This is a genomic window from Ensifer sp. YR511, from assembly GCF_900103045.1.
Classification (GTDB): domain Bacteria; phylum Pseudomonadota; class Alphaproteobacteria; order Rhizobiales; family Rhizobiaceae; genus Ensifer; species Ensifer adhaerens.
Window position 1 is genome coordinate 1 of the sequence record NZ_FNGR01000014.1, and the last position, 21,628, is coordinate 21,628.

The 21,628-nt window shown below is 62.9% G+C and carries 20 protein-coding genes; 9 read left to right on the forward strand and 11 right to left on the reverse strand.

Going from position 1 to position 21,628, the window contains the following annotated elements; all coding sequences use genetic code 11:
- The 5 genes from BLU15_RS22080 to chvE all read right to left on the reverse strand — a co-directional run.
- Positions 1 to 212, reverse strand: a 212-nt coding sequence (locus BLU15_RS22080) for an aldehyde dehydrogenase family protein (RefSeq protein ID WP_143034242.1), incomplete at its 3' end; no start/stop codon positions are given.
- A 66-nt stretch (positions 213 to 278) separates the two neighbouring features.
- Positions 279 to 1,274, reverse strand: coding sequence for an AraD1 family protein (gene araD1 / locus BLU15_RS22085; protein WP_090298117.1), 996 nt, complete (start codon positions 1,272 to 1,274; stop codon positions 279 to 281).
- A 168-nt stretch (positions 1,275 to 1,442) separates the two neighbouring features.
- A complete protein-coding gene (gene mmsB / locus BLU15_RS22090; RefSeq protein ID WP_060582451.1) occupies positions 1,443 to 2,651 on the reverse strand; it encodes a multiple monosaccharide ABC transporter permease in 1,209 nt (402 codons plus the stop codon).
- Positions 2,651 to 4,186, reverse strand: coding sequence for a multiple monosaccharide ABC transporter ATP-binding protein (gene mmsA / locus BLU15_RS22095; protein WP_034793889.1), 1,536 nt, complete (start codon positions 4,184 to 4,186; stop codon positions 2,651 to 2,653). Before mmsA ends, mmsB begins: the two co-directional genes overlap by 1 nt.
- Before the next feature lie 97 nt (positions 4,187 to 4,283).
- Entirely contained in the window at positions 4,284 to 5,351 is a 1,068-nt protein-coding gene (gene chvE / locus BLU15_RS22100) for a multiple monosaccharide ABC transporter substrate-binding protein (protein WP_034793892.1), read from the reverse strand.
- A 288-nt stretch (positions 5,352 to 5,639) separates the two neighbouring features.
- On the opposite strand from chvE, the gene BLU15_RS22105 reads away from it, so the two are divergent.
- Both BLU15_RS22105 and BLU15_RS22110 read left to right on the forward strand, forming a co-directional pair.
- The gene (locus BLU15_RS22105) at positions 5,640 to 6,611 is read left to right on the forward strand and encodes a LysR family transcriptional regulator (RefSeq protein ID WP_034793895.1); all 972 of its coding nucleotides are present in this window, start codon (positions 5,640 to 5,642) and stop codon (positions 6,609 to 6,611) included.
- Positions 6,612 to 6,686: 75 nt separating this feature from the next.
- The gene (locus tag BLU15_RS22110; RefSeq protein ID WP_060582450.1) at positions 6,687 to 7,136 is read left to right on the forward strand and encodes a hypothetical protein; all 450 of its coding nucleotides are present in this window, start codon (positions 6,687 to 6,689) and stop codon (positions 7,134 to 7,136) included.
- Positions 7,137 to 7,139: 3 nt separating this feature from the next.
- Here the strand turns inward: BLU15_RS22110 and BLU15_RS22115 are convergent, their stop codons facing one another.
- The gene (locus tag BLU15_RS22115) at positions 7,140 to 7,394 is read right to left on the reverse strand and encodes a hypothetical protein (protein ID WP_090298120.1); all 255 of its coding nucleotides are present in this window, start codon (positions 7,392 to 7,394) and stop codon (positions 7,140 to 7,142) included.
- Between the two features lie 335 nt (positions 7,395 to 7,729).
- Between BLU15_RS22115 and iolG the strand changes: the two genes are divergently transcribed.
- The gene (iolG, locus tag BLU15_RS22120) at positions 7,730 to 8,722 is read left to right on the forward strand and encodes an inositol 2-dehydrogenase (protein WP_034793914.1); all 993 of its coding nucleotides are present in this window, start codon (positions 7,730 to 7,732) and stop codon (positions 8,720 to 8,722) included.
- 87 nt (positions 8,723 to 8,809) lie between these two features.
- Here the strand turns inward: iolG and BLU15_RS22125 are convergent, their stop codons facing one another.
- Positions 8,810 to 11,170 carry a bifunctional diguanylate cyclase/phosphodiesterase gene (locus BLU15_RS22125; protein ID WP_090298123.1) on the reverse strand — a complete coding sequence of 787 codons (2,361 nt, stop codon included), beginning with the start codon at positions 11,168 to 11,170 and terminating at the stop codon, positions 8,810 to 8,812.
- A 116-nt stretch (positions 11,171 to 11,286) separates the two neighbouring features.
- A complete protein-coding gene (locus BLU15_RS22130; RefSeq protein ID WP_060518848.1) occupies positions 11,287 to 12,513 on the reverse strand; it encodes an ROK family transcriptional regulator in 1,227 nt (408 codons plus the stop codon).
- A 346-nt stretch (positions 12,514 to 12,859) separates the two neighbouring features.
- Between BLU15_RS22130 and xylF the strand changes: the two genes are divergently transcribed.
- The 3 genes from xylF to BLU15_RS22145 all read left to right on the forward strand — a co-directional run bounded on the left by xylF (position 12,860) and on the right by BLU15_RS22145 (position 16,247).
- A complete protein-coding gene (gene xylF, locus BLU15_RS22135; protein WP_034793921.1) occupies positions 12,860 to 13,897 on the forward strand; it encodes a D-xylose ABC transporter substrate-binding protein in 1,038 nt (345 codons plus the stop codon).
- A gap of 226 nt (positions 13,898 to 14,123) precedes the next feature.
- A complete protein-coding gene (locus tag BLU15_RS22140) occupies positions 14,124 to 15,449 on the forward strand; it encodes a sugar ABC transporter permease (protein WP_060518850.1) in 1,326 nt (441 codons plus the stop codon).
- A 12-nt stretch (positions 15,450 to 15,461) separates the two neighbouring features.
- Complete coding sequence (locus BLU15_RS22145) at positions 15,462 to 16,247, forward strand: ATP-binding cassette domain-containing protein (RefSeq protein WP_034793927.1); 786 nt, start codon at positions 15,462 to 15,464, stop codon at positions 16,245 to 16,247.
- A gap of 59 nt (positions 16,248 to 16,306) precedes the next feature.
- Here the strand turns inward: BLU15_RS22145 and BLU15_RS22150 are convergent, their stop codons facing one another.
- Positions 16,307 to 16,750 (reverse strand): GtrA family protein, encoded by a 444-nt coding sequence (locus tag BLU15_RS22150; RefSeq protein ID WP_051659298.1) that lies wholly within the window; start codon positions 16,748 to 16,750, stop codon positions 16,307 to 16,309.
- A 192-nt stretch (positions 16,751 to 16,942) separates the two neighbouring features.
- On the opposite strand from BLU15_RS22150, the gene BLU15_RS39040 reads away from it, so the two are divergent.
- Genes BLU15_RS39040 through BLU15_RS22165 form a run of 3 tightly spaced genes read left to right on the forward strand, consistent with a single transcriptional unit; the run spans position 16,943 to position 19,838 of the window.
- On the forward strand, positions 16,943 to 17,338 hold the full coding sequence (locus BLU15_RS39040) for a hypothetical protein (protein ID WP_143034243.1): 396 nt from the start codon (positions 16,943 to 16,945) through the stop codon (positions 17,336 to 17,338).
- Positions 17,304 to 18,773 carry a GMC family oxidoreductase N-terminal domain-containing protein gene (locus BLU15_RS22160; RefSeq protein WP_210187457.1) on the forward strand — a complete coding sequence of 490 codons (1,470 nt, stop codon included), beginning with the start codon at positions 17,304 to 17,306 and terminating at the stop codon, positions 18,771 to 18,773. The genes BLU15_RS39040 and BLU15_RS22160 overlap by 35 nt, the downstream gene beginning before the upstream one ends.
- A 36-nt stretch (positions 18,774 to 18,809) precedes the next feature.
- Entirely contained in the window at positions 18,810 to 19,838 is a 1,029-nt protein-coding gene (locus BLU15_RS22165) for an NAD-dependent epimerase/dehydratase family protein (protein WP_090298129.1), read from the forward strand.
- Here the strand turns inward: BLU15_RS22165 and BLU15_RS22170 are convergent.
- Positions 19,822 to 20,595 (reverse strand): HAD family hydrolase, encoded by a 774-nt coding sequence (locus BLU15_RS22170; RefSeq protein ID WP_090298132.1) that lies wholly within the window; start codon positions 20,593 to 20,595, stop codon positions 19,822 to 19,824. The two genes, BLU15_RS22165 and BLU15_RS22170, sit on opposite strands and share 17 nt — an antisense overlap.
- Entirely contained in the window at positions 20,592 to 21,599 is a 1,008-nt protein-coding gene (locus BLU15_RS22175; protein WP_090298134.1) for a UbiA family prenyltransferase, read from the reverse strand. Before BLU15_RS22175 ends, BLU15_RS22170 begins: the two co-directional genes overlap by 4 nt.
- Positions 21,600 to 21,628: the final 29 nt, after the last annotated feature.

Sequence of the window (21,628 nt, forward strand, 5' to 3'; positions counted from 1 at the left end):
GCGGTCTTCCTCAGGATCGCGTGGCGCTCGAGAATACCCGAGCGCGACCAGGCCGGAAACGCCGCCTTGGCGGCAGCGATCGCTGCGCGCGCATCGTCCGCCGACGCACGGGCATATTCGCCGACCACGTCGTTGGTATCGGACGGGTTGATGTTGGCAACGCCGTCACCGCCGACCCATTCGCCGGCTATCAGGTTCTGGTGCAAAGTCATGGCCTCAGGCCTCCTTCATAGATGCGCATGACCGTCCCTCGCGAACGGTCGCGCTTAGGAGATGTGTCAGAGCTGGCGGATCGCGACCTCTTCGTCAGCTGCGATCGCGAGAGCGTTGCGGAGCGGAAGGCCGAAACCATCGGCCTCGATCTCAAACACGTCACCTTCCTCGGTGCGGATGCCATCACCGAAGGACAGCGTCGCCGTGCCGAACATGTGCACGTGGATGTCGCCCGGCTGGCGGAACAAGCCATACTTGAAATGGTGATGCTCGAGATTGGCGAAGCTGTGCGACATGTTGGCTTCGCCCGACAGGAACGGCTTTTCCCACAGCACCTTGCCGCCACGCAGGATACGCGACAAGCCGCGAATGTCCTCCGGTGCGACACCAATGCGGATCTCCGGACCGAAGCTCGCCTGGCGCAGCTTCGAATGCGCGAGCCAGAGATAGTTGACCCTCTCGGTCTTGTGGTCGGAGAATTCGTTGGCAACGGCAAAACCGATGCGGAACGGAACGCCCTTCTCGGAGATCACATAGATGCCGGCCATTTCCGGCTCTTCGCCACCATCCTCGGCAAAGGCGGGCGAGACGAGCGCATTCCCCGGCGCCACGGCGGAGGTGCCGTTGCCCTTGTAGAACCATTCCGGCTGCACGCCTGTTTCGCCGGCCCTCGGCTTGCCGCCTTCGAGCCCCATGCGGAACATCTTCATCGAGTCGGTCAGGGTTTCCTCGGCCGCCTCGCTCGTCTTCTTGTGCATGGCGTCGCGGGTCGCAGCCGAGCCGAGATGGGTGAGACCCGTGCCGGTCAGGTGCAGGTGTGCCGGATCCGGATGAGTGATCGGCGGCAGGAAGCGCCCCTCCGCATAGGCCTTTTCGAGGTCGACGGCGGCGCCGAGCCCCTTGGCCTCGATCGTCTGCTTCAGGCTCCGTCCGGCATTGGCCGCTTCCATCGCCAGCGCATAGACGCTTGTCGCGCCGTTCACCGCATGCGCCGCCTCACCCGGCAGCCGTACCGCCACCGTGATCGACCCGTCTTCGTTCCTGATCTGCGAAATCAGCACGATGCTATCCTTCCTATCGTCTTGGGTCGCTGTGTTCGCCTCTTCAAGGCAAAAGCGTCCCCGTGGGTGGCTTTCGCCACCCAATTCCGGCGGACCAATCCGCCGATCCTGGCAGCTGTGGCTGCCGGTGAATGTTACTGGTTCGCGTCGGGTCTTATGGCTTTCCGCTCAACCCTTGTTCTTGTTGTAGACATCGAAGAACACGGCAGCGAGCAGCACGAGGCCCTTGATCAACTGCTGGTAATCGATGCCGATGCCCATGATCGACATGCCGTTGTTCATCACGCCCATGATGAAGGCGCCGATGACGGCCCCGATGATCTTGCCTACACCGCCCGACGCCGAGGCACCGCCGATAAAGCAGGCCGCAATGACGTCGAGCTCGAAACCGACGCCGGCCTTCGGCGTTGCCGAATTGAGGCGAGCGGTGATGATCATGCCGGCGAGTGCCGCAAGCACGCCCATGTTGACGAAGGTGTAGAAGGTCAGCCGCTCGGTGTTGATGCCCGAAAGCTTGGTCGCCTTGACGTTGCCGCCCATGGCATAGATGCGGCGACCGATCGTCGAGCGCGTGGTGACGAAGGTATAGAGCGCAATCAGCACGGCCATGGCGATCAGCACGTTCGGCAGGCCGCGATAGGTCGCAAGCTGGAAGCCGATGAACAGCGCCACGGCAGCGATGACAGCCATCTGCACGGCGAAGAAAATGAACGGCTCGTTCTCCGTGCCGTGCTGCTCGTTGATCTTGCGGTCACGAATGCCCGCGTAGATCGCGTAGCCGACGAGCGCGATGACGGCGACGAGCGCCACCATGTTCTGAATGGTCTCGGGCGCCGGATTGAGGAAATAGAGGAAATCCGGAACGAAGCCGGTCGACAGCAGCTGGAATTCCTTCGGGAACGGACCGATCGGGCGGCCGCCGAGCACCACATAGGTGAGCCCGCGGAACACCAGCATGCCGGCCAGCGTCACGATGAAGGACGGGATCTTCTGGTAGGCGACCCAATAGCCCTGGGCCGCCCCCATGATGCCGCCAACGATCAGACAGGCGGGAATGACGATGATGGCGGGCAAGCCCCATTTCACCAGCATGATCGCCGAGATCGCGCCGATGAAGGCGACGATCGAGCCGACCGACAGGTCGATATGCCCGGCAACGATGATCAGCAGCATGCCGAGCGCCATGATGACGATGAAGGAGTTCTGCAGCACCAGGTTGGTGATGTTGACCGGCTTGAACAGCACGCCGTTGGTGACGAACTGGAAGAACAGCATGATCACCACGAGCGCGACGAGCAGGCCGTATTCGCGGATGTTGTTCTTGAGATAGTCCCCGATCGAGGGCTTGTTGTTTTGGGTGCTCGTATCGGCGACCATTAGTGTTTCTCCCCTGAACGCATGATGGCACGCATGATGGATTCCTGGCTCGCTTCCGCCTTCGAAAGCTCCGCGACGATGCGGCCCTCGTTCATGACGTAGATGCGATCGCAGGTTCCAAGCAGCTCCGGCATTTCCGATGAGATCATCAGGATGCCCTTACCCTCGGCGGCAAGCTGGTTGATGATGGTGTAGATCTCATACTTCGCGCCGATATCGATACCGCGTGTCGGCTCGTCGAGAATGAGAACTTCCGGATTGGTGAACAGCCATTTGGACAAGACGACCTTCTGCTGGTTGCCGCCCGAAAGGTTGACCGTTTCCTGATAGATCGAGTGCGAACGGATGCGCAGCTTCGAGCGATAGTCGGAGGCGACCTTCGCTTCCTTGCGATCGTCGATGACGCCGTTCGCGGCCACCGCCTTCAGATTGGAGAGCGTTGTGTTCTCCTTGATGTTGTTGATCAAGACGAGCCCGAGCTGCTTGCGGTCCTCGGTGACATAGGCAAGCCCCGCATCGATCGCACGCGGAATGGTGCTGACGTCGACGGGCTTGCCGCGCATCGTCACGTCGCCGGTGATCTTGTGGCCCCAGGACTTGCCGAAGAGGCTCATCGCCGTTTCGGTGCGCCCTGCCCCCATCAACCCGGCGATGCCGACGACCTCTCCGGCGCGCACGGTGAAATTGACGTCGTGCAGGAACTGCCGGTCGCGGTGCTGCTGGTGGAAGACATTCCAGTTCTTCACTTCGAGCAGCGTCTCGCCGATCTTCGGTTCGCGCGGCGGATAACGATCTTCCATGGCGCGGCCGACCATGCCCTTGATGATCCGGTCTTCGCCAATGTCTTCGCTGTGACAGTCGAGCGTTTCGACCGTGCCGCCGTCGCGCAGGATGGTGATCTGGTCGGCAACCTTCCGGATCTCGTTCAGCTTGTGCGAAATGATGATCGAGGTCATGCCCTGGGTGCGAAACTCCATCAGCAGCTTCAAAAGCGCATCGGAATCGGTTTCGTTGAGCGAGGCGGTCGGCTCGTCAAGGATCAACAGCCGCACCTTCTTCGAAAGCGCCTTGGCGATCTCGACCAGTTGCTGCTTGCCGACACCGATGTCGGTGATCAACGTCGCCGGGGATTCGCTCAAGCCAACCTTCTTCAGCAGTTCCTGCGTACGGGCAAAGGTCTGCGGCCAGTGAATCACACCGTTGCTGGCGATCTCGTTGCCGAGGAAGATGTTCTCGGCGATCGACAGCAGCGGCACCAGCGCCAGTTCCTGGTGGATGATGATGATGCCGAGGTCTTCGCTGTCGGAAATCGTCGAGAAGCGGCGGGCTTCGCCGCCATAGTGGATTTCGCCATCATAGGTGCCGGCGGGATAGACGCCGCTCAGCACCTTCATCAGCGTCGACTTGCCGGCGCCGTTTTCGCCGACGAGTGCGTGGATCTCGCCTTCGCGGACCTTGAAGCTGACATTGTCCAGCGCCTTGACGCCCGGGAACGTCTTGGTGATGCCCCGCATTTCAAGAATGATATTGTCCATGTTCAGTCATTCCAGCGGCAGTCTTCAAGAGAGTACCGGCTCCGTCATCTGGATAAAAGGGCCCGCGCGCATGCACGGGCCCTCACGCTCAAAAAGATCAGTTGTTGATCTGGTCTTCGGTGTAGTAGCCCGAGCTGACGAGCACGTCCTTGATGTTGGACTTGTCGACGGCAACCGGCTTCAGCAGGTAGGACGGAACCACCTTGACGCCGTTGTCATAGGTCTTGGTGTCGTTCACTTCCGGCTCCTTGCCTTCCATGATCGCGTTGACCATGCCGACGGTGACCTTGGCGAGTTCGCGCGTGTCCTTGAAGATCGACGAATACTGTTCGCCGGCAAGGATCGACTTGACCGACGGCAGTTCGGCGTCCTGGCCGGTGACGGCAGGCATTGCCATGTCGCCCGAACCGTAGCCGACGCCCTTCAGCGCCGAAATGATGCCGATCGACAGGCCGTCATAGGGCGACAGAACGCCATCGACCTTGGCGTCGGTGTAGTTCGACGACAGCAGGTTTTCCATGCGGGCCTGGGCCACGGCACCGTCCCAACGCAGCGTGCCGACCTGGTCCATGCCCTTCTGGCCGGACTTGACGACGATCTTCTTGCTGTCGATCAGCGGCTGCAGGACCGACATCGCGCCGTCGTAGAAGAAGAAGGCGTTGTTATCGTCCGGCGAACCACCGAAGAGCTCGATGTTCTTCGGCTCGGTTGCGCCGTCGAGCTTGAGACCCTGGACCAGCGACGTTGCCTGCTGCACGCCGACCTGGAAGTTGTCGAAGGTGGCGTAGTAGTCGACATTGCCCGAGTCGCGGATCAGGCGGTCATAGGCGATGACCTTGACGCCGGCGTCGTGGGCCTTCTGCAGGATGTCGGAGAGCGTGGTGCCGTCGATGGCGCCGATGACGAGAACCTTGGCGCCCTTGGTCACCATGTTCTCGATCTGAGCGAGCTGGTTCGGGATGTCGTCGTCAGCAAACTGCAGGTCCGGCGTGTAGCCAGCTTCCTTGAACAGCTTCTCCATGGTCTCGCCGTCGGAAATCCAGCGGGTCGACGTCTTCGTCGGCATGGAAATGCCGACCGTGCCCTTGTCCTGCGCAAATGCCGGTGCAGCGAAGGACGCGATCGAAATCGCGGCGGCTGCGAGAAGCGAAGTCATCAATTTCATCAGTTCTCTCCCAAAAAAGTTGAAGCCGGCAGGCGAGAGCCTTTCCGTCTATGCGCAGCAATCCGCCGCCCGAGATCTTCGTCTCCGGCAGCGGATCAAGGTGAAGGAGAGGCCTCCCCGCCTCGCATGCTCCTACATGCGCTGGCACATAAGCAAAAACTGGAATGAAACCATATAACTGTCAAATACAATATTGCTTTGAATACATACCAAAAATGATATATCGAGCGCAAACAGTGTGATTTTTGAAAATCCCTGAAAACCAAAGAAAAAAACGCAGAGGTTGAAATGCGCGATCAGAAACCGAGCACCGCCGGCGAACTCTTCGATTCGACGCTTTTCCGCTCGGGCCTGAAGATCAGCCACCTCCGGCTGATTCTGGCGATCGACGATCACCGCCGCATCAGCGCCGCCGCTGACGCCCTCGGCATCTCGCAACCGGCGGCCTCGCGCATGCTCTCGGAAATCGAGACCATGCTGAAGGCGCCGGTCTGCGAACGCGTTGCCCGCGGTGTCCTGTTGACGCCCTATGGCGAAGCGCTGGCGCGACGCGCGCGCAGCATCTTTCTGGAACTCCGGGAGGCATCGCGCGAGATCAACGAGTTGAAGACCGGCAGCGGCGGCTCGGTTTCGCTCGGCTCGGTCACAGGCCCGGCGCTCAATCTCGCCGTGCCCGCCATCCGTCAGGTGATGACCGCCTATCCCGGCATCGAGATCAACGTCCAGATCGAAAACAGCAACGTGCTGGCAAGGGAACTGCTCGCCGCCCGCCACGATTTCATCATCGGCCGCATCCCCGACGACCAGCCGCCGCGGCTCTTCAACATGGTAGAGATCGGCTACGAGGAGGTTTGCCTGATCGTGCGCGACGGCCATCCGCTGCTCGACAAGCCCATGGTCGTCGCCGAGGACCTGCCCTCCTATGACTGGGTATTCCAGCCGCCCGGCACCCTTCTGAGACGCGCAGTCGAAGACAGTTTCGTGGCGGCCGGGGTGAGACTGCCGGCGACGGTGATCAACACCTCCTCGATCATCCTGACGCTGTCGATGGTGCGCAACACCAACGCGATTGCACCTGTGGCACTCGACGTCGCCAACCTGATTGCCGGCAACGGTACGCCGGCCGGCGAAATCCGCATCCTGAAGACCGAAATCCCGATCCGAATCAAACCCTATGGGCTGATCACTGCCGAGGGACGCGCGCTGCCGCCGAGCGCCAAGCTGCTCTACGACCTGATCCTCAAGCAGGGCCGCGCCTGATCAGCCCGGGCATGATCAGTCTGATCAGCCCGAGATAATCTCCGCCTGCCATGGTGCGCCGCGATCGGAGACGTCATGTTTGGAATGTCAGTCTTTCAGTCGGTGCTCGAGCGGCTGAAATCGGAAGAGGATATCGAACCGGCACCGGCCGAAGCGACGCGCGTCGCCACGCCTTACGCCCCGGCATTCGACAACGCCTTTGCGGCCGAAAGCGCCCGCTCGGCGGCCTTCGGCGCCGTGGAGCGCGCCTATCTCGATGCGTCCTTCGTGGAGCCGCCACCTCCGCCGGTGATGCCGGACTATCTCAGCCGTACGACCCTTGCCGACGTGGCCGAGGAACTGGCCCTTGTCGACAGCGAAACACAAATGACGCTTGCGGCAAAGCGCCGGGCCTTCGCGGCCCTGAACCATCCGGACCGTCTGCCGGCCGCGTTTCGCGCCAACGCCACCGTGCGCATGAAACTCGCCAACATGCTGATTGACGAAGCCGCAAAGCAGATGCGCGCCATCACCCCGGCGCCGTGAACCTCAGCCGGCAGCGTCGCTCCCGTCGCCCTTGCCTTGCCCCTCGTCCCCAGCTTTCTCGACGCCCTTCTCGCTCGGCTTGTAGAAAACCAAGAGAGCCGCCGAGGCATAGGCGGTCACCGCGAGGAAAATCATCCCCCACATCGCTTGCTCGCCCAGGAACTCGACCACTGTCCAGACGCCGCAGAAGCCCACGATCAGCAGACGGATCCACAGTGGGCGGTAGAAGGGATGGTCCGGATCGATGAATTTGAGCATTCTGTCCTCTGGTGGCCTTGTCGCGTGCGTCCCATTTAGGGGAAATTCGTCGCTGACGGCAAGGCCATGGCCTCCGACTCCCTTGACGGACGCAATAAAAATGGAATAAAAATTCCGAAATAATCTACATCGGCGACTTCATTCTAAATAGGAAGTTGCCGAGTAGAAACGGAGGTATCAAGGGAGAGGTGCTGAGCGCAGCGTTCCAACGCGCGGTCTTTCGTGGCAATTCTCCAAACCATTCGCGGAAGCAGCGTTCCGCGGCGCCTTTGCGCGATGAGCGCCGATCATCACGCCCCTTCCCGGTCGCGAACCGGAATTCGAGAGAAACAGAGATGACAGTCAGATTTGGTCTTCTGGGCGCCGGCCGCATCGGCAAGGTTCATGCGAAAGCCGTCAGCGGCAATCCCGACGCTGTGCTTGTTGCCGTCGCCGATGCCTTCCCCGCCGCCGCCGATGCCATCGCCAAGCAGTATGGCTGCGAGGTCCGCACCATCGAAGCGATCGAAGCGGCCAAGGACATCGACGCCGTCGTCATCTGCACGCCGACCGATACCCATGCCGACCTGATCGAACGCTTCGCCCGCGCCGGCAAGGCGATCTTCTGCGAGAAGCCCGTCGATCTCGACGCCGAGCGCGTGAAGGCCTGCCTCAAGGTCGTGAGCGAAACCAAGGCCAAGCTGATGGTCGGCTTCAACCGCCGCTTCGACCCGCATTTCATGGCCGTGAAGAAGGCGATCGACGCCGGCAAGATCGGCGATGTCGAAATGGTGACGATCACCTCGCGCGATCCGGGCGCCCCGCCGGTCGACTATATCAAGCGTTCGGGCGGCATCTTCCGCGACATGACCATCCATGACTTCGACATGGCCCGTTTCCTGCTCGGCGAAGAGCCGGTCTCGGTGACGGCAACCGCTGCCGTTCTCGTCGACAAGGCGATCGGCGAAGCCGGCGACTACGACAGCGTTTCGGTCATCCTGCAGACGGCGTCCGGCAAGCAGGCGATCATCTCCAACTCCCGTCGCGCCACCTACGGCTACGACCAGCGCATCGAAGTCCACGGCTCGAAGGGCGTGGCTTCCGCCGAGAACCAGCGCCCGGTCTCGATCGAGATCGCCAATGGCGACGGCTACACCCGCCCGCCGCTGCACGATTTCTTCATGACCCGCTATACCGAAGCCTATGCCAACGAGATCGAGAGCTTCATCGCCGCGATCGAAAAGGGTGCGGAAATCACGCCGTCCGGCAAGGATGGTCTCGCGGCTCTCGCGCTTGCCGATGCGGCTGTAAAGTCCGTCGTCGAAAAGCGCCAGATCAGCGTCGCCTGAGCCTTCGACCGACGACCGATCAAGGAAAAAGGCCGGGCGCCATATGCCCGGCCTTTTTCGTATCCGCACTGCCCGGCCGCGGCCGTTTCAACCGTCGGCGCGCGCCGGCACCTTCTCCCGGCGCGCGGTTTCCTGGCCGGTGCTGGGCGCGGCACCCGGCCGACCGGAGAGAAAGCCCTGTATCTGCAGGCAGCCCTCCTCCGCAAGGATCTGTCTTTGCCGTTCGGTTTCGACGCCCTCGGTCACGACCGCGAGCCTAAGGCTGTGGCCAAGCGCGATGATCGCCCGGACGATCGCCTGCGCCGAAGGGTCCTTTTCCAGCGCCGCGGTGAAGCTGCAGTCGATCTTCAGCTTGTCGAAGGGGAACGTCTGAAGGTTGCTCAGCGACGAATGGCCGGTGCCGAAATCGTCCATGACGATCCGCACACCAAGGACCCGTAGCCGCACCAGCACTGCCAGCACGTCCTCGCGATTGTGCATCAGCGCCGCCTCGGTGATCTCAAGTTCGAGCCGCCAGGGATTAAGGCCGGTGCGGCGCAGGATGTTCGCAACCTGGTCGAAGAGGTTGGGCAAAAGGAACTGGACCGGCGAAATGTTGACGGAGATCGGCAGGGGCTCGTTCCACTTCGCCGCTTCCGTGCAGGCTTGCTCCAGCACCCATTCGCCGATCTGGATGATCGAGCCGCTCTCCTCGGCAATCGGGATAAAGACATCCGGGCCGATCAACCCGCGCTGCGGATGCTCCCAGCGCAGCAGCGCTTCGTAGCCGATGATCCGGTCGCTCTGGACTTCGACCAGTGGCTGGTATTCGAGGAAGAATTGTCGGCGGAGCACCGCATGGCGCAGGTCGTTTTCGATCTGGCGGCGGGTGCGTACCGCCTCGTCCATCTCCCGGTCGAAGAAGCAGGCGATGCCCTTGCCGCTCTGCTTGGCGCGGTAGAGCGCCGTGTCGGCATTGTTGCGCAACTGATCCGCCGTCTGCCCGTCTGCCGGAAAGATCGCAGCCCCGATGCTGACGCCGACGGCGGTCGGGTCACGATTGGTGTCCATCTCGGCAGCAAACAGCGCCAGGATCCGGTCCGTCAACTGCCGCGCCGCCTCCGGCTCCCTGCCGCCCACCTGGATGATCGCGAACTCGTCGCCGCCGAGCCGGGCGATCGTATCCTGCTCGCCGACGGCTGCGCGCAGGATATCGGCGACCTTCATCAGGATGCGGTCGCCCTCGCCATGGCCGAAGATATCGTTGACCGCCTTGAAGCGGTCGAGGTCGAGGCAGAGGATCGCCAGTTCCTCGTTTCTCGCAGCCGCCGCCGCCAGCGTCTGGCCCAGCCTGCGGTCGAAGAAGGCGCGGTTCGGCAGGTCCGTCAGCGCGTCATGATGGGCGAGATGTTCGATCGTGCGCTCGGCTTCCTTACGCGCCCGCAGGTCACGCACGAAGATCACGTCACATTCCCGGCCGCGATACTCGATCGTACGGCACATGAACTCGACGGGAATGGTGCGCCCTTCTGCGTTCAAGAGGTCGATTTCGCCCGGACCGTCGCCGTGTCTGTGGGCGTCCAACCCCTCCTCGCCGAAGACGAAGATGTCTGCCGGGTGCCGTCCGGAAAGCTCCGAAAGCTTGCGACCTGTCAGGCCCGCGAAGCGCTCGTTGGCGTCCACGATTACGCCATCGAAGACGATCGCCATGCCTTCGAGCGATGCATTGGCGAGTCCGCGCAGATCCGTCAGATGCCGGTCGAGGAAGAGCGCGCCGAAGGCGAGCACGATCAATGTGGTCGAAGCGGCAATGACGCCGCCTGCAAGCCAGGCGGGATGGATGGTATCGGCAACGGCGACATTGGCCTCGGGCACCAGCGTGATGCCGCTCATCGAGGTGAAGTGCAACGCGCAGATGCCGACGACCAGCAGGAGCGACGCGACGACCAGGCGCCGCACGCCGCGCAAGAGCTGAAAGGCGTAGAGCGCGGCACCGGCCAGCACCGTCCCGGCGAGGACTGCGGAGACGGTGGATTGGGGATCGTAGGCAATATGTCCCTGGATCTCGATTGCCCGCATGCCGGTAAAGTGCATCGCCGCGATGCCGGCGCCGAGCAGCAGGCCACCGCAGGTCATCGAGAGATGCGAGCGCCCGCCAAGACCGATCGCAAAGGCCATCCAGGACGCTGCGATCGCCACGGCCACCGACAGGAGCGTGCCCCAGGCGCCATAGGCAACGGGAACGCCGCCGTCATAGGCGAGCATGGCGATGAAATGGGTGGACCAGACGCCGATACCGCAGGCAAAACCGCTTGCCGCGATCCACAAACCGCGTTGGCTGCCTTCGCTTCGTTGCGCGCGCAACAGGAGCAGCATCGTCGCGACGCTGCCTGCCAGGCAGACGATCGCGGCAACCAGGATGAGGCGCCAGTCATGATCGTCGCGTATGCATGCAATCACTGAAAACATAATCGTCTCCCGCGTCAGGGTCACCTTGACAAGGAGTCGCTAAATAACTGTAAATTGTATCACTGGAATTGTTCGCCTTCGGTACAACCCCAAAAATGGTTGCCCGAAAATTCGCCTCAACCGTGCATCGCCGATCCGCCGACGCTGGCGATGTCGCCATCGATCACACCCAGCGCCCGCGCCAGGTGCCCCTCGAAAACCAGGCGCTGCTCGTCGGCAACGACCGTGATTTCCGGCGGCCCCTGAAGACGGATCTGCATCGATTGGGCAAGCCCCTCCTCGATCCCGGGCAGCATCAGATCGAAGTATCGGATGCCGGGTCCGGTGACATGGACCGGCATGCGCTCGTAGAGGCTCAACATGCGCGAGATGCCGTTGCCGAGCGCGATGCCGGCCTGGCGAAAGGCATAGCCGGCCATGCGGTGGCCCTGTCGTGCGCTGGCGGCAATCTTGTCGAGCTCCGTCACCGGAACGAACTTGGCGGGGATCGTATCTGCCGGCACTTCGAACGCCGCGCGCAGGATGCCGTAGAACCCGGCCGCCGCCTCGATGCAGCCATAGGCGCCGCAGCGGCAAAGGCCCGCGGACGGCGCGTGCAGCATGTGGCCGAAATTCGGCGCGCTGACATCCATATCGCCGCTCTGGCTCTTGCGGGCAACACCAAGGCCGATGCTGTGGCCGAGCGAGATCGCCGCAAGCGCCCTGAAGCCGCTCTCCGGCTTGCGCTCTGCCTGGGCGGCGAGGGCCTGCGCGACCAGAAGGGTTTCGTTGCTGAGCATGACCTTCGCCCGCCAGTCCGGCGCGAGCAGCGCGGCGAAATCCAGTTCCTCCCGCCCGAACACCGGCGACCACAAGAGCCGCGCGGACGCGCCGTCGACCAGGCCCTTGCTGCTGATAGAGACGGCCAGTACCTGGTTCCGCTCCAGTCTCGACCGCTGCAACAGGCGCTCGAGCGCATCGACGAATGCCCGGGCGAAAGGGGCCGTACCGCGCTCGTCGTGGTTTCGGCTTTCGTCGAAGCGGTCGAGCAACGTGCCGCCGTAGTCGACCAGCGAATATTGCACGATGTCGGACGAGATCCGAACGACGATCAGATGACCGTGATCGCGGCGTGGCGTGAACAGCACCCGCGGCCGCCCGCGCCCGCCCTGGACCTGCTGCTCTGCCTTGGCGAGCGCACCAGCCTTTTCCAGTTCCGCCGTGATCGCCGAAACGGTCGCGGAGGCAAGCCCGGTCTCGGCAGAGATTTCCGTATGGGAGAGATTGCCGGCGCGCCTGAGCGCCGCAAGGACCAACGCGCTGTTTTGCTGACGCACGAGCTCAGTGCTGGACTTGGTCAGCATGAGACGTCCCTGTCAGTGGCGGATCCTTCGAACACATGCCCCTCCCAAAGCATCTGTTGAACGGCAAGACAAGGAGCAGAACGCCTTGTCGACAGCCTTGTGGCACCGATTTTCAGGGCGGTCGAGAAACATCGGACGCGACCGCTCGCGGAGCACCTTGTTGATGCCGCAACCAAGCTTTCGCACCGTGTTGACAGCCTCAAAAATCCATGACATTCATTTTCTCGACTGTCGAGAAAATAATTCCGCACAATGTAGCGGCACGATCTACGACAGCGTCTTAAGGCTGGCGGAGGATGGTGCGGGAGGTTCGCACGCTTGGCCGGCCCTCACTCGGGAGGATGAAATGAAAACCGTTTTGAAGCTGATGGCAGGGGTTGCCGTCATCGTTTCCCTGCATTCCGTTGCCCAGGCGAAGGACCTGGTCGTCGGCGTATCCTGGTCCAACTTCCAGGAAGAGCGTTGGAAAACCGACGAAGCCGCCATCAAGGCAGCCCTCGAAGCCTCGGGCGACAAGTACATTTCCGCTGACGCCCAGTCGTCCGCCGCCAAGCAGCTGACCGACATCGAGTCGCTGATCGCTCAGGGCGCCAACGCACTGATCGTGCTCGCCCAGGACAGCGACGCCATCGGCCCGGCGATCGAAAAGGCCGCTGCCGAAGGCATTCCGGTCGTCGGCTATGACCGCCTGATCGAAAACCCGGCCGCCTTCTACATCACCTTCGACAACAAGGAAGTGGGCCGCATGCAGGCCCGCGAAGTGTTCAAGGTCAAGCCGGAAGGCAACTATGTCTTCATCAAGGGCTCGTCCTCCGACCCGAACGCCGACTTCCTCTTCTCCGGACAGATGGAAGTGCTGAAGGAAGCCGTCGACGCCGGCAAGATCAAGAATGTCGGCGAAGCCTATACCGACGGCTGGAAGCCTGAAAACGCCCAGAAGAACATGGAGCAGTTCCTGACCGCCAACGACAACAAGGTCGATGCGGTCGTCGCTTCCAACGACGGCACCGCGGGCGGTGCGGTCGCAGCCCTCGATGCCCAGGGCCTGGCCGGCTCCGTTCCGGTCTCCGGCCAGGACGCCGACAAGGCGGCCCTGAACCGTGTTGCTCTCGGCACGCAGACCGTCTCGGTCTGGAAAGACAGCCGTGAACTCGGCAAGCGCGCCGCAGAAGTCGCCGTCGAACTTGCCGGCGGCAAGAAGATGGAAGAAGTCTCTGGCGTCACTACCTTCAACGGCGGCCCGAAGGGCGTGGCCATGCAGTCGGTCTTCCTGGCTCCCCTGCCGATCACCAAGGACAACCTGAACGTCGTCATCGACGCGGGCTGGATCTCCAAGGCTGAAGCCTGCCAGGGCGTCAAGGGCGACGTCGCGGCCTGCAAATAAGCCGCACCAGCAGAACTGAGCGCTGACAAAAGACAAGCGCCGCAACGCAACCCGTTGCGGCGCTTGCGCAAGGTGCGGACGCGGCGGACAATACCGCTACCGCGACCGCACAATCAGCACGAAGGCTCGGTTTCTGCCGTCGTACCGGACTTGTCGCGTCCACTTGGGGCTCTTGGTGCCACTGACGCGATGACATCAACAACATAAGTGGGGGGAAGGCACGTCCATGGCCGACATCACACAAGGCAACACAAAGGGCGCACAGACAAATCGCGCCCGTACAGCGGACGAGAACCCGGTAAAACGTTTCTTCCGCGCCACCGAGATCGACACCCGGCTGCTCGGCATGGTCGGCGCGCTCGTCATCATCTGGGTCGGCTTCCAGATCATGACCGGCGGGCTGTTCCTGACGCCGCGCAACCTGTGGAACCTGACGGTTCAGACCTCCTCCGTCGCCGTGATGGCGACCGGCATGGTGCTGATCATCGTCACCCGCAACATCGACCTCTCCGTCGGCTCCGTGCTCGGCTTCTGCGGCATGGTCATGGGGGTCATGCAGGCGAAGTTCCTGCCGCAATATCTCGGCCTCGAACACCCGGCCATCTGGATCATCACCCTTCTGAGCGGCATCGCCGTCGGTGCCGCCATCGGCGCGCTGCAGGGCTCGATCGTCGCCTTCCTCAACGTGCCCGCCTTCATCGTCACGCTGGGCGGCCTGCTCGTCTGGCGCGGCGCCACCTGGTTCGTCACCAGCGGCCAGACGGTCGCGCCGATGAACGCCACCTTCCGCCTGATGGGCGGCGGCACTGAAGGCTCGATCGGCGCAACGGCAAGCTGGATCGTCGGCATCCTTGCCTGTATCGCCATCGTCGCCGCCATCCTCAATTCGCGCAAGCAGCGCAAGCGCTTCCGCTTCCCGCTCCGTCCGATCTGGGCGGAGTATTTCCTGGCGATCCTCGGCTGTATCCTGGTTCTCGGCGCGATCGCCGTTGCCAACAGCTACTACTGGCCGACCAACATCGCCCGCAAATATGCCGACGCCAACGGCATCGCCTGGCCGGACGGCGGTCTGCTGATCTCCCACGGCATTGCCATTCCGGTGCTGATGGCGATCGCCGTCGGCATCGTCATGACCTTCATCGCCACCCGCCTGCGTTTCGGCCGCTACGTCTTTGCGCTCGGCGGCAACCCGGAAGCGGCCGAACTCGCCGGCATCAAGACCCGCTGGGTTACCGTCAAGATCTTCACGCTGATGGGCATCCTCTGCGCCATCGCCGCGGCGATCTCGACCGCCCGCCTCAATGCGGCAACCAACGCGCAAGGCGAACTCGACGAGCTCTACACGATTGCTGCAGCCGTCATCGGCGGCACCTCGCTTGCCGGCGGCGTCGGCACGATCGCCGGCGCCATGATCGGCGCGCTCGTCATGCAATCCCTACAGTCGGGCATGGTGCTCTTGGGGATCGACAGTCCGTTCCAGCGCATCGTCGTCGGCGTAGTCCTCGTCGTCGCCGTCTGGCTCGACACCGTCTACCGCGCCCGCGCCAAGTAAGGAGTACGATCCATGAAAGACCAACGCACTCCGCTTGTGGAAATGAAGAACATTTCCATCTCCTTCGGCGGCATTCACGCCGTGGACAACGCCTCCGTCGACCTCTACCCCGGAGAGGTCGTGGCGCTGCTCGGCCACAACGGTGCCGGCAAGTCGACGCTGATCAAGATCCTCTCGGGCGCCTACAAGCGCGATGCCGGCGAGATCCTGATCAATGGCGAGGCCGCCGACATCAACAACCCGCGCGACGCCAAGAAATACGGCATCGAGACAATCTACCAGACGCTCGCCGTCGCCGACAATGTCGACGCCGCCGCCAACCTCTATCTCGGCCGTGAGCTGCGCACCCCCTGGGGCACGCTCGACGACGTGGCGATGGAGGCCAAGGCCCGCGAAGTCATGGGGCGCCTCAACCCCAACTTCCAGCGCTTCAAGGAGCCGGTGAAGGCGCTTTCGGGCGGCCAGCGGCAATCGGTGGCGATCGCGCGCGCGATCCTCTTCGACGCCCGCATCCTGATCATGGACGAGCCGACGGCAGCCCTTGGGCCGCAGGAAACCGCCCAGGTCGGCGATCTCATCAAGCAGCTGAAGCGCGAAGGCATCGGCATCTTCCTGATCAGCCACGACATCCACGACGTCTTCGACCTCGCCGACCGCGTGTCTGTCATGAAGAATGGCCAGGTCGTCGGCCAGGCCCGCACCGAGGACGTCACCAAGGACGAGGTGCTCGGCATGATCATCATGGGCAAGGTGCCGCCAAAGGCGATCCCCGGCCCAGGCGCCATGCAGGTGGCGTAAGCCCAGCGTCGCACAAGACCACCCTCTCAATGACGCCGCGCCCCCCGGGCGCGGCGTTTCTATTTGCCCGATGGGGCTCGCCCCGCAGCACGGGCCGGCTCTGTGCCGCGCCCTTCCCCCGCGCTGCCGGCGCGAAAGATCAGCGTCCGGCTCAGCGCATAGTTCACCGAAAAGACCAGGAGCAGCGCCAGCGCCTGGGCAATGACATAGTGCATGACGGCCGATAGCAGCGTGAAGGCGACCGCGTTTATTCCGGCGCCGAAGGTCGACACCGCCAAGAACTTCGGCAACGCCTTCAGGTGCGGTTCGTCGGATCGGAAGGTGAAACGCCGCTGCAGGAAATAGTTGACGACGACGGCAAAGTAGAAAGCGATGGTGGACGCATAGACCGGTTCGAGCCGCGCCGTCTCGACCAGGACGGCGAGCGTAGCCACCTGCAGGCTCGCCGCGATGCAGCCGCAGGCGAAATAGCGAACAAAGCTCATATCCAGAAGGCGTCTCATCCGGTGCCTTTCGCATCGAGCGACATCCAGCGGCTGGCGCATAGATGGTCGCCGCCTGGTCGAAAACAACGTTTTAGTAGCTTTTGCTTATAAGAGCAGCTAGAAATACAGGCAGTAAAGAGCAGACAACCGTATTCATCAAAACAGCGCCAGGCTCCTTTCGAGGGGCCGGCTTGATAACGGGGCTCGGCCATGTCGCAGCACTTTCAACAGGCCATCCTGGCGCTCGGCGAGGCGATTGCCCATGAACGCGGCGCTACCGATGACAGCCGGGGCGCCCTGGGCGTACGTGCGGCAGAGTTTCTGCTGAAAGTTCATCGTCAGATGCCCGACTATCTGCGCCCGCCCTTCCATAGTCTCGTGCTTCTTTTCAATGCCTGGCCGCTGCTGCGCAGAGGCAAGTTCTTTCATCAGCTTTCGCTCGACGACCGACTGGCCGAACTCGACAAATGGCGGCAATCCCGCCTCGAGTTCCGTCGGCGCTTCGTCGAGTTCCATATGTCATTGGCATTATTCTGTATTTACTCAGACCTTTACGGCCAGGATTACCAGCATGAACCTGCAACCGGAGTACCTGCTAGCCCCTGAGAGGCTTGCCCCCGACATCATCGTCATCGGCTCCGGGCCGGGCGGTGCGGTGACCGCCACCCGTTGCGCGGAGGCGGGCAAGTCCGTGCTGATGATCGAGGAAGGTCCGCATCTGGCGCTCGAGTCTGCGCCGCATTTCTCCCGCGAGGAAATCCTTCAGAAGTACCGCAACGCCGGCATCAACATCGGCTTCGGCGCGACGAAGATCGCCTATGTCGAGGGCTGCTGCGTCGGCGGCGGCAGCGAGATCAACCGCGGCCTCTACCACCGCACGCCGCAAGCGGTGCTCGACCGCTGGCGCCGCGACTATCGGGTCGATGCCCTGACGCTCGAAGAACTGACCCCGCATTTCGACGCCTGCGAGGCAGTAGCCCGGGTCGAATACCTGCCCGGCCCTGCGCCGCAGCTGTCGACACGGCTCGATGAGGGTGCGCAGCGGCTCGGATGGTCTTCCCTCGAAGTGCCGCGCCTCTTTGCCTACGCCGCCGCCGGGGCCGGCGGATCTCCGGGCCGCAAGCAATCGATGTCGGCAACCTTCGTGCCGCGCTTCCTCGACGCCGGCGGTATGCTGCTCGCCGATACCTGCGCGACCAAGCTTACCCATGCGAACGGGCAGTGGACGGTGCATGCGCGCAGAAAGGGACCGGCGGGCACGAGCCAGATCGAACTGAAGGCAAAAACCGTCTTCGTTGCCGGCGGCGCGGTGCAGACCCCGTGGCTGCTGCGCCGCTCAGGCATCACGCGCCATGTCGGCGACAGCTTGCGCTTCCATCCGATGCTGAAGGTGGTGGCAGTCTTCCCCGACGAACTCAACACCCCTGGCGAACTCGAACCCGTCCACCAGATCAAGGAATTCGACCCGCGCTTCAGCATGGGCTGCTCGATGAGCAAACGGCCGGCGCTGGCGCTGGCCATGGCGGCACACCCGGAGATGATCGATGCGGTCGATCGGGACTGGCGGCGCATGGCGATCTACTACGTGCAGAGCACCGGCGGATCCGGCAAGGTGAGATCCCTGCCCGGCTTTCGCGATCCCCTGGTGCGGGTCGGCCTTCAACCGTCGGACCTGAAGGAACTGGCCGTCGGCCTTGCACGCCTCGCCGAAGTGCTCTTTGCCGCCGGTGCCCTTGCAGTCTATCCGAGCATTCCGGGCTATCCGGTGCTGAAATCGCTGGCCGATATCGCCAAGCTTCCCGAAACGCTCCCTCCCAAGCAGGCAAACGCCACTGCGCTTCACCTCTTCTCCTCCTGCCCGATGGGCGAGGACGCCGAGAAATGCGCTGCGAGTTCGTTCGGACGCGTGCATGGCGCCAGCAATCTCTACATCGCCGACGCTTCGCTTCTGTGCGGGCCGACGGTCGTCAATCCACAAGGGACAGTGATGGCCGTCGCGCATCGCAACATCACACGCGCGCTCGAGGATCGGGCGATCTGATCAGAAAACTTCCGCAGACAGGGGCTGGAGGGACATATGCGACATCTCATCACCGGCGGATCAGGCTTCATCGGCAACCTCGCAGCTCGACGGTTGCGCGAACACGGCGACGAGGTGCGGGTGCTCGACCTCTGGGAGGATCGTTCCCGCCCGGCGGACATCGAGTTCGTCAATTGCTCCGTGCTCGACCGCGACGGCGTGCGCGCCGCCATGCGCGACGTCGACGTCGTCCACCACAATGCGGCGCTGGTGGCGCAGACGGATGCGGGGCGCGACTACTGGAACGTCAACGTCGAGGGGACCCGTATCGTCTGCGAGGAAGCCGCAAGAGCGGGCGTCCGGTCGCTGATCCATGTCAGTTCGACCGCCGCCTACGGCATCCCGCCTTCCGGCCCGATCACGGCGACAACCCCGCTTCGCCCGGTGGAGCCCTATGGAAAATCGAAGCGCGCCGGCGAAGAAGTGGCCGAGGCCATCTGCACGGCCGCCGATATGACCCTGATCACCATCCGGCCCCGCGCCACCCTTGGCGGCGGCCGGCTCGGCATCTTCCAGATCCTCTTTGAATGGATCAGCGAAAACCGCGCCGTCTATGTCATCGGATCCGGCAACATCAAGTTCCAGTTCGTCCACGCCCATGATCTCATGGATTTCTACATGCTGGCGCTCAAGGCCGGTCGGAGCGGCACCTACAATGTCGGCACCGACAGCTTCGGCACGCTGCGCCATGACCTAGAGGCCCTGATCCGCTATGCCGGCAGCACATCGAAAGTCCGGAGCCTTCCGACCGCCGCCACCATCAACACGCTGCGGGCGCTGCATTGGCTGAGGGTCTCGCCGCTGGTGCCCTGGCACTACCTCACCTACCACAAGGAATGCTACTTCGACGTCGAGTCCCTGCTTGCCATGGGCTGGCGGCCGAAATACTCCAACGAAGCCATGCTGCAGGAGAGCTACGACTGGTATCGCCAAAGCGCGAAGCTCGCGTCAGCCGTCACCGCAAAGAGCCCGCACCGCGCGCCGCTCAAGCAGGGCGCGCTCTGGCTGCTCAAGATGATATCGTAAGCGAGCGGGGCGCCGGAGCCGGCGCGCCCATCGGCTGCGGCTCCGTCACTGGCCAAAAGATCTCGTCGTCATAGCCGCGGAACGTATCGACGCCGGCAATTGGGCTTGCGCTGCGAATCAGGGCGCGCATGCCGTGGCTCTGCGCCACCGCCCAGTCGCGCTCCACCCGGTCGCCAATCATGATCGCCTGCTCCGCCGGCACCTGCGCACGATTGAGCACATGGGCAAGACCGGCCGGATGCGGCTTCAAAGCGCCGACTTCGGGATCCATGGCGGAGACGACGATACTGGCGCCAAGGCCAAGCGCCTTCAGTTTCTCCGACGCCGGATAGTCGGACAAAACCGCAATCGTCTTTCCCTGAACCGCAAGGCCGGCAAACACCCGCTCGACGCCGTGGCACCGGCAAGCCGGAAGGAGATCGAGCGGACGCCGTTCGATCCATTCCTCGACCGTCTTCCGGACGCTCTCCGGCGACTGCCCGCACCGCTCCGCAGTCAGTTCGTATTGCCGGGCTGCCACATCGGTCGCCAACGCATCGCCCAGTTCCTCGCGGCAGTCGCGAAAGGCGCGCAGGATGCGGATGGTGCCAAGGCTGCACCTGCGCGCCGCGTCCGCAACAAGCCGCAGCAGCATCCGCGCCCGCAGCCGCCGCTGGTCGTAGAGCGTGCCGTCGAGATCGAACACCACGAGGCGCACCCGATCCCAATCCACCGGTCCGTTTGGCAAGGCTCCGTTCGGCAGCGTCGAACCGGTCATTGCAGCGACGATATCGGCACGAGGAAAGAAGCGGCCAGGAAGTCCAGCATCGGCACGTTGACGAAGCTCGCGAACAGGAAGACGGCGATGGTCAAAGTCAGCATGACGTCCAGCCGCCGGGAGTGAAACAGCCTTTCCGGCCGTTGCACCACCGATCCGGGGCGCGTGGCAAGCCAGAGATAGACGGCGAAGAGGCCGCTAATGAACGGAAAGACGAGGATGTATTCCACCCGGTATTTCACCAGGAAAACGCCAAGCAGAAACGCCGTCATCATCGCGTAGACGAAGCAGGAAACGGTGAGGCTCTCCTCGGTGTAGTATTCGAACGACCGCCTATATTTCTTCAGGACGGCGACCCCCGCATTCGCGGCGATGTCGCGATACTCCCCGAGCCGCTTGGCCGCCATCAGGAAGGCGCCGGCCATCCAGTAGGCCGCAAGCACGCTGACCGGCGGCAAGGTCACCTGATCGACGATGGCCCAGCCGAGCAGGAAGCGGATCGGATTGTTGAGGCATTCCGTCAGCACATCGAGATAGGGCTTGTCCTTCGCCCGGATGGGCTCGACGTTGTAGAGGATGCCGGACAGCAGGAAGAGCAGCGACGTGGCGAAGAACAGCTTGCCGACGACCGACGCAAGCAGCAGTCCGATGACGGCAAGCAGCAGATATTCGCCGTAGACGATGCGCGGCTGCATCTCGACGACGACGGCGCGACGTTGTGATTTGGTCGGATGGGCCGCGTCGCGTTCCCGGTCGAGCCACTCGTTGATGACGTAATTGGCAGATGCGATCGAGACGGCGCTCAGAAGCCCCACGGGAATGTTGACGAAAAGAGCCGCCGGATCGGGCTCGCTGAGGGCACAGGCAAGGATCAGCCCAGGCAGGATGAAAACGTGCTTGGTGACATGGTCGAACCGGGCCAGCGACAGGTAGTCGCTTGCCCTCCCCCGCGGTTGGGGCCCCAACGCCTCGATAGGCGTCGTCTCTTCCGGGTTTGCTGGCATGTCCCTCTCCTTGTCTAGAGACCACGCGC

What these genes read in the sequence shown, in the direction of transcription:
- mmsB (WP_060582451.1), bottom strand. Translation starts at nt 2,651, where the DNA reads ATGGTCGCCGATACGAGCACCCAAAACAACAAGCCCTCGATCGGGGAC.
- mmsA (WP_034793889.1), bottom strand. Translation starts at nt 4,186, where the DNA reads ATGGACAATATCATTCTTGAAATGCGGGGCATCACCAAGACGTTCCCG.
- chvE (WP_034793892.1), bottom strand. Translation starts at nt 5,351, where the DNA reads ATGAAATTGATGACTTCGCTTCTCGCAGCCGCCGCGATTTCGATCGCG.
- BLU15_RS22105 (WP_034793895.1), top strand. Translation starts at nt 5,640, where the DNA reads ATGCGCGATCAGAAACCGAGCACCGCCGGCGAACTCTTCGATTCGACG.
- BLU15_RS22110 (WP_060582450.1), top strand. Translation starts at nt 6,687, where the DNA reads ATGTTTGGAATGTCAGTCTTTCAGTCGGTGCTCGAGCGGCTGAAATCG.
- BLU15_RS22115 (WP_090298120.1), bottom strand. Translation starts at nt 7,394, where the DNA reads ATGCTCAAATTCATCGATCCGGACCATCCCTTCTACCGCCCACTGTGG.
- iolG (WP_034793914.1), top strand. Translation starts at nt 7,730, where the DNA reads ATGACAGTCAGATTTGGTCTTCTGGGCGCCGGCCGCATCGGCAAGGTT.
- BLU15_RS22125 (WP_090298123.1), bottom strand. Translation starts at nt 11,170, where the DNA reads ATGTTTTCAGTGATTGCATGCATACGCGACGATCATGACTGGCGCCTC.
- BLU15_RS22130 (WP_060518848.1), bottom strand. Translation starts at nt 12,513, where the DNA reads ATGCTGACCAAGTCCAGCACTGAGCTCGTGCGTCAGCAAAACAGCGCG.
- xylF (WP_034793921.1), top strand. Translation starts at nt 12,860, where the DNA reads ATGAAAACCGTTTTGAAGCTGATGGCAGGGGTTGCCGTCATCGTTTCC.
- BLU15_RS22140 (WP_060518850.1), top strand. Translation starts at nt 14,124, where the DNA reads ATGGCCGACATCACACAAGGCAACACAAAGGGCGCACAGACAAATCGC.
- BLU15_RS22145 (WP_034793927.1), top strand. Translation starts at nt 15,462, where the DNA reads ATGAAAGACCAACGCACTCCGCTTGTGGAAATGAAGAACATTTCCATC.
- BLU15_RS22150 (WP_051659298.1), bottom strand. Translation starts at nt 16,750, where the DNA reads ATGAGACGCCTTCTGGATATGAGCTTTGTTCGCTATTTCGCCTGCGGC.
- BLU15_RS39040 (WP_143034243.1), top strand. Translation starts at nt 16,943, where the DNA reads ATGTCGCAGCACTTTCAACAGGCCATCCTGGCGCTCGGCGAGGCGATT.
- BLU15_RS22160 (WP_210187457.1), top strand. Translation starts at nt 17,304, where the DNA reads ATGAACCTGCAACCGGAGTACCTGCTAGCCCCTGAGAGGCTTGCCCCC.
- BLU15_RS22165 (WP_090298129.1), top strand. Translation starts at nt 18,810, where the DNA reads ATGCGACATCTCATCACCGGCGGATCAGGCTTCATCGGCAACCTCGCA.
- BLU15_RS22170 (WP_090298132.1), bottom strand. Translation starts at nt 20,595, where the DNA reads ATGACCGGTTCGACGCTGCCGAACGGAGCCTTGCCAAACGGACCGGTG.
- BLU15_RS22175 (WP_090298134.1), bottom strand. Translation starts at nt 21,599, where the DNA reads ATGCCAGCAAACCCGGAAGAGACGACGCCTATCGAGGCGTTGGGGCCC.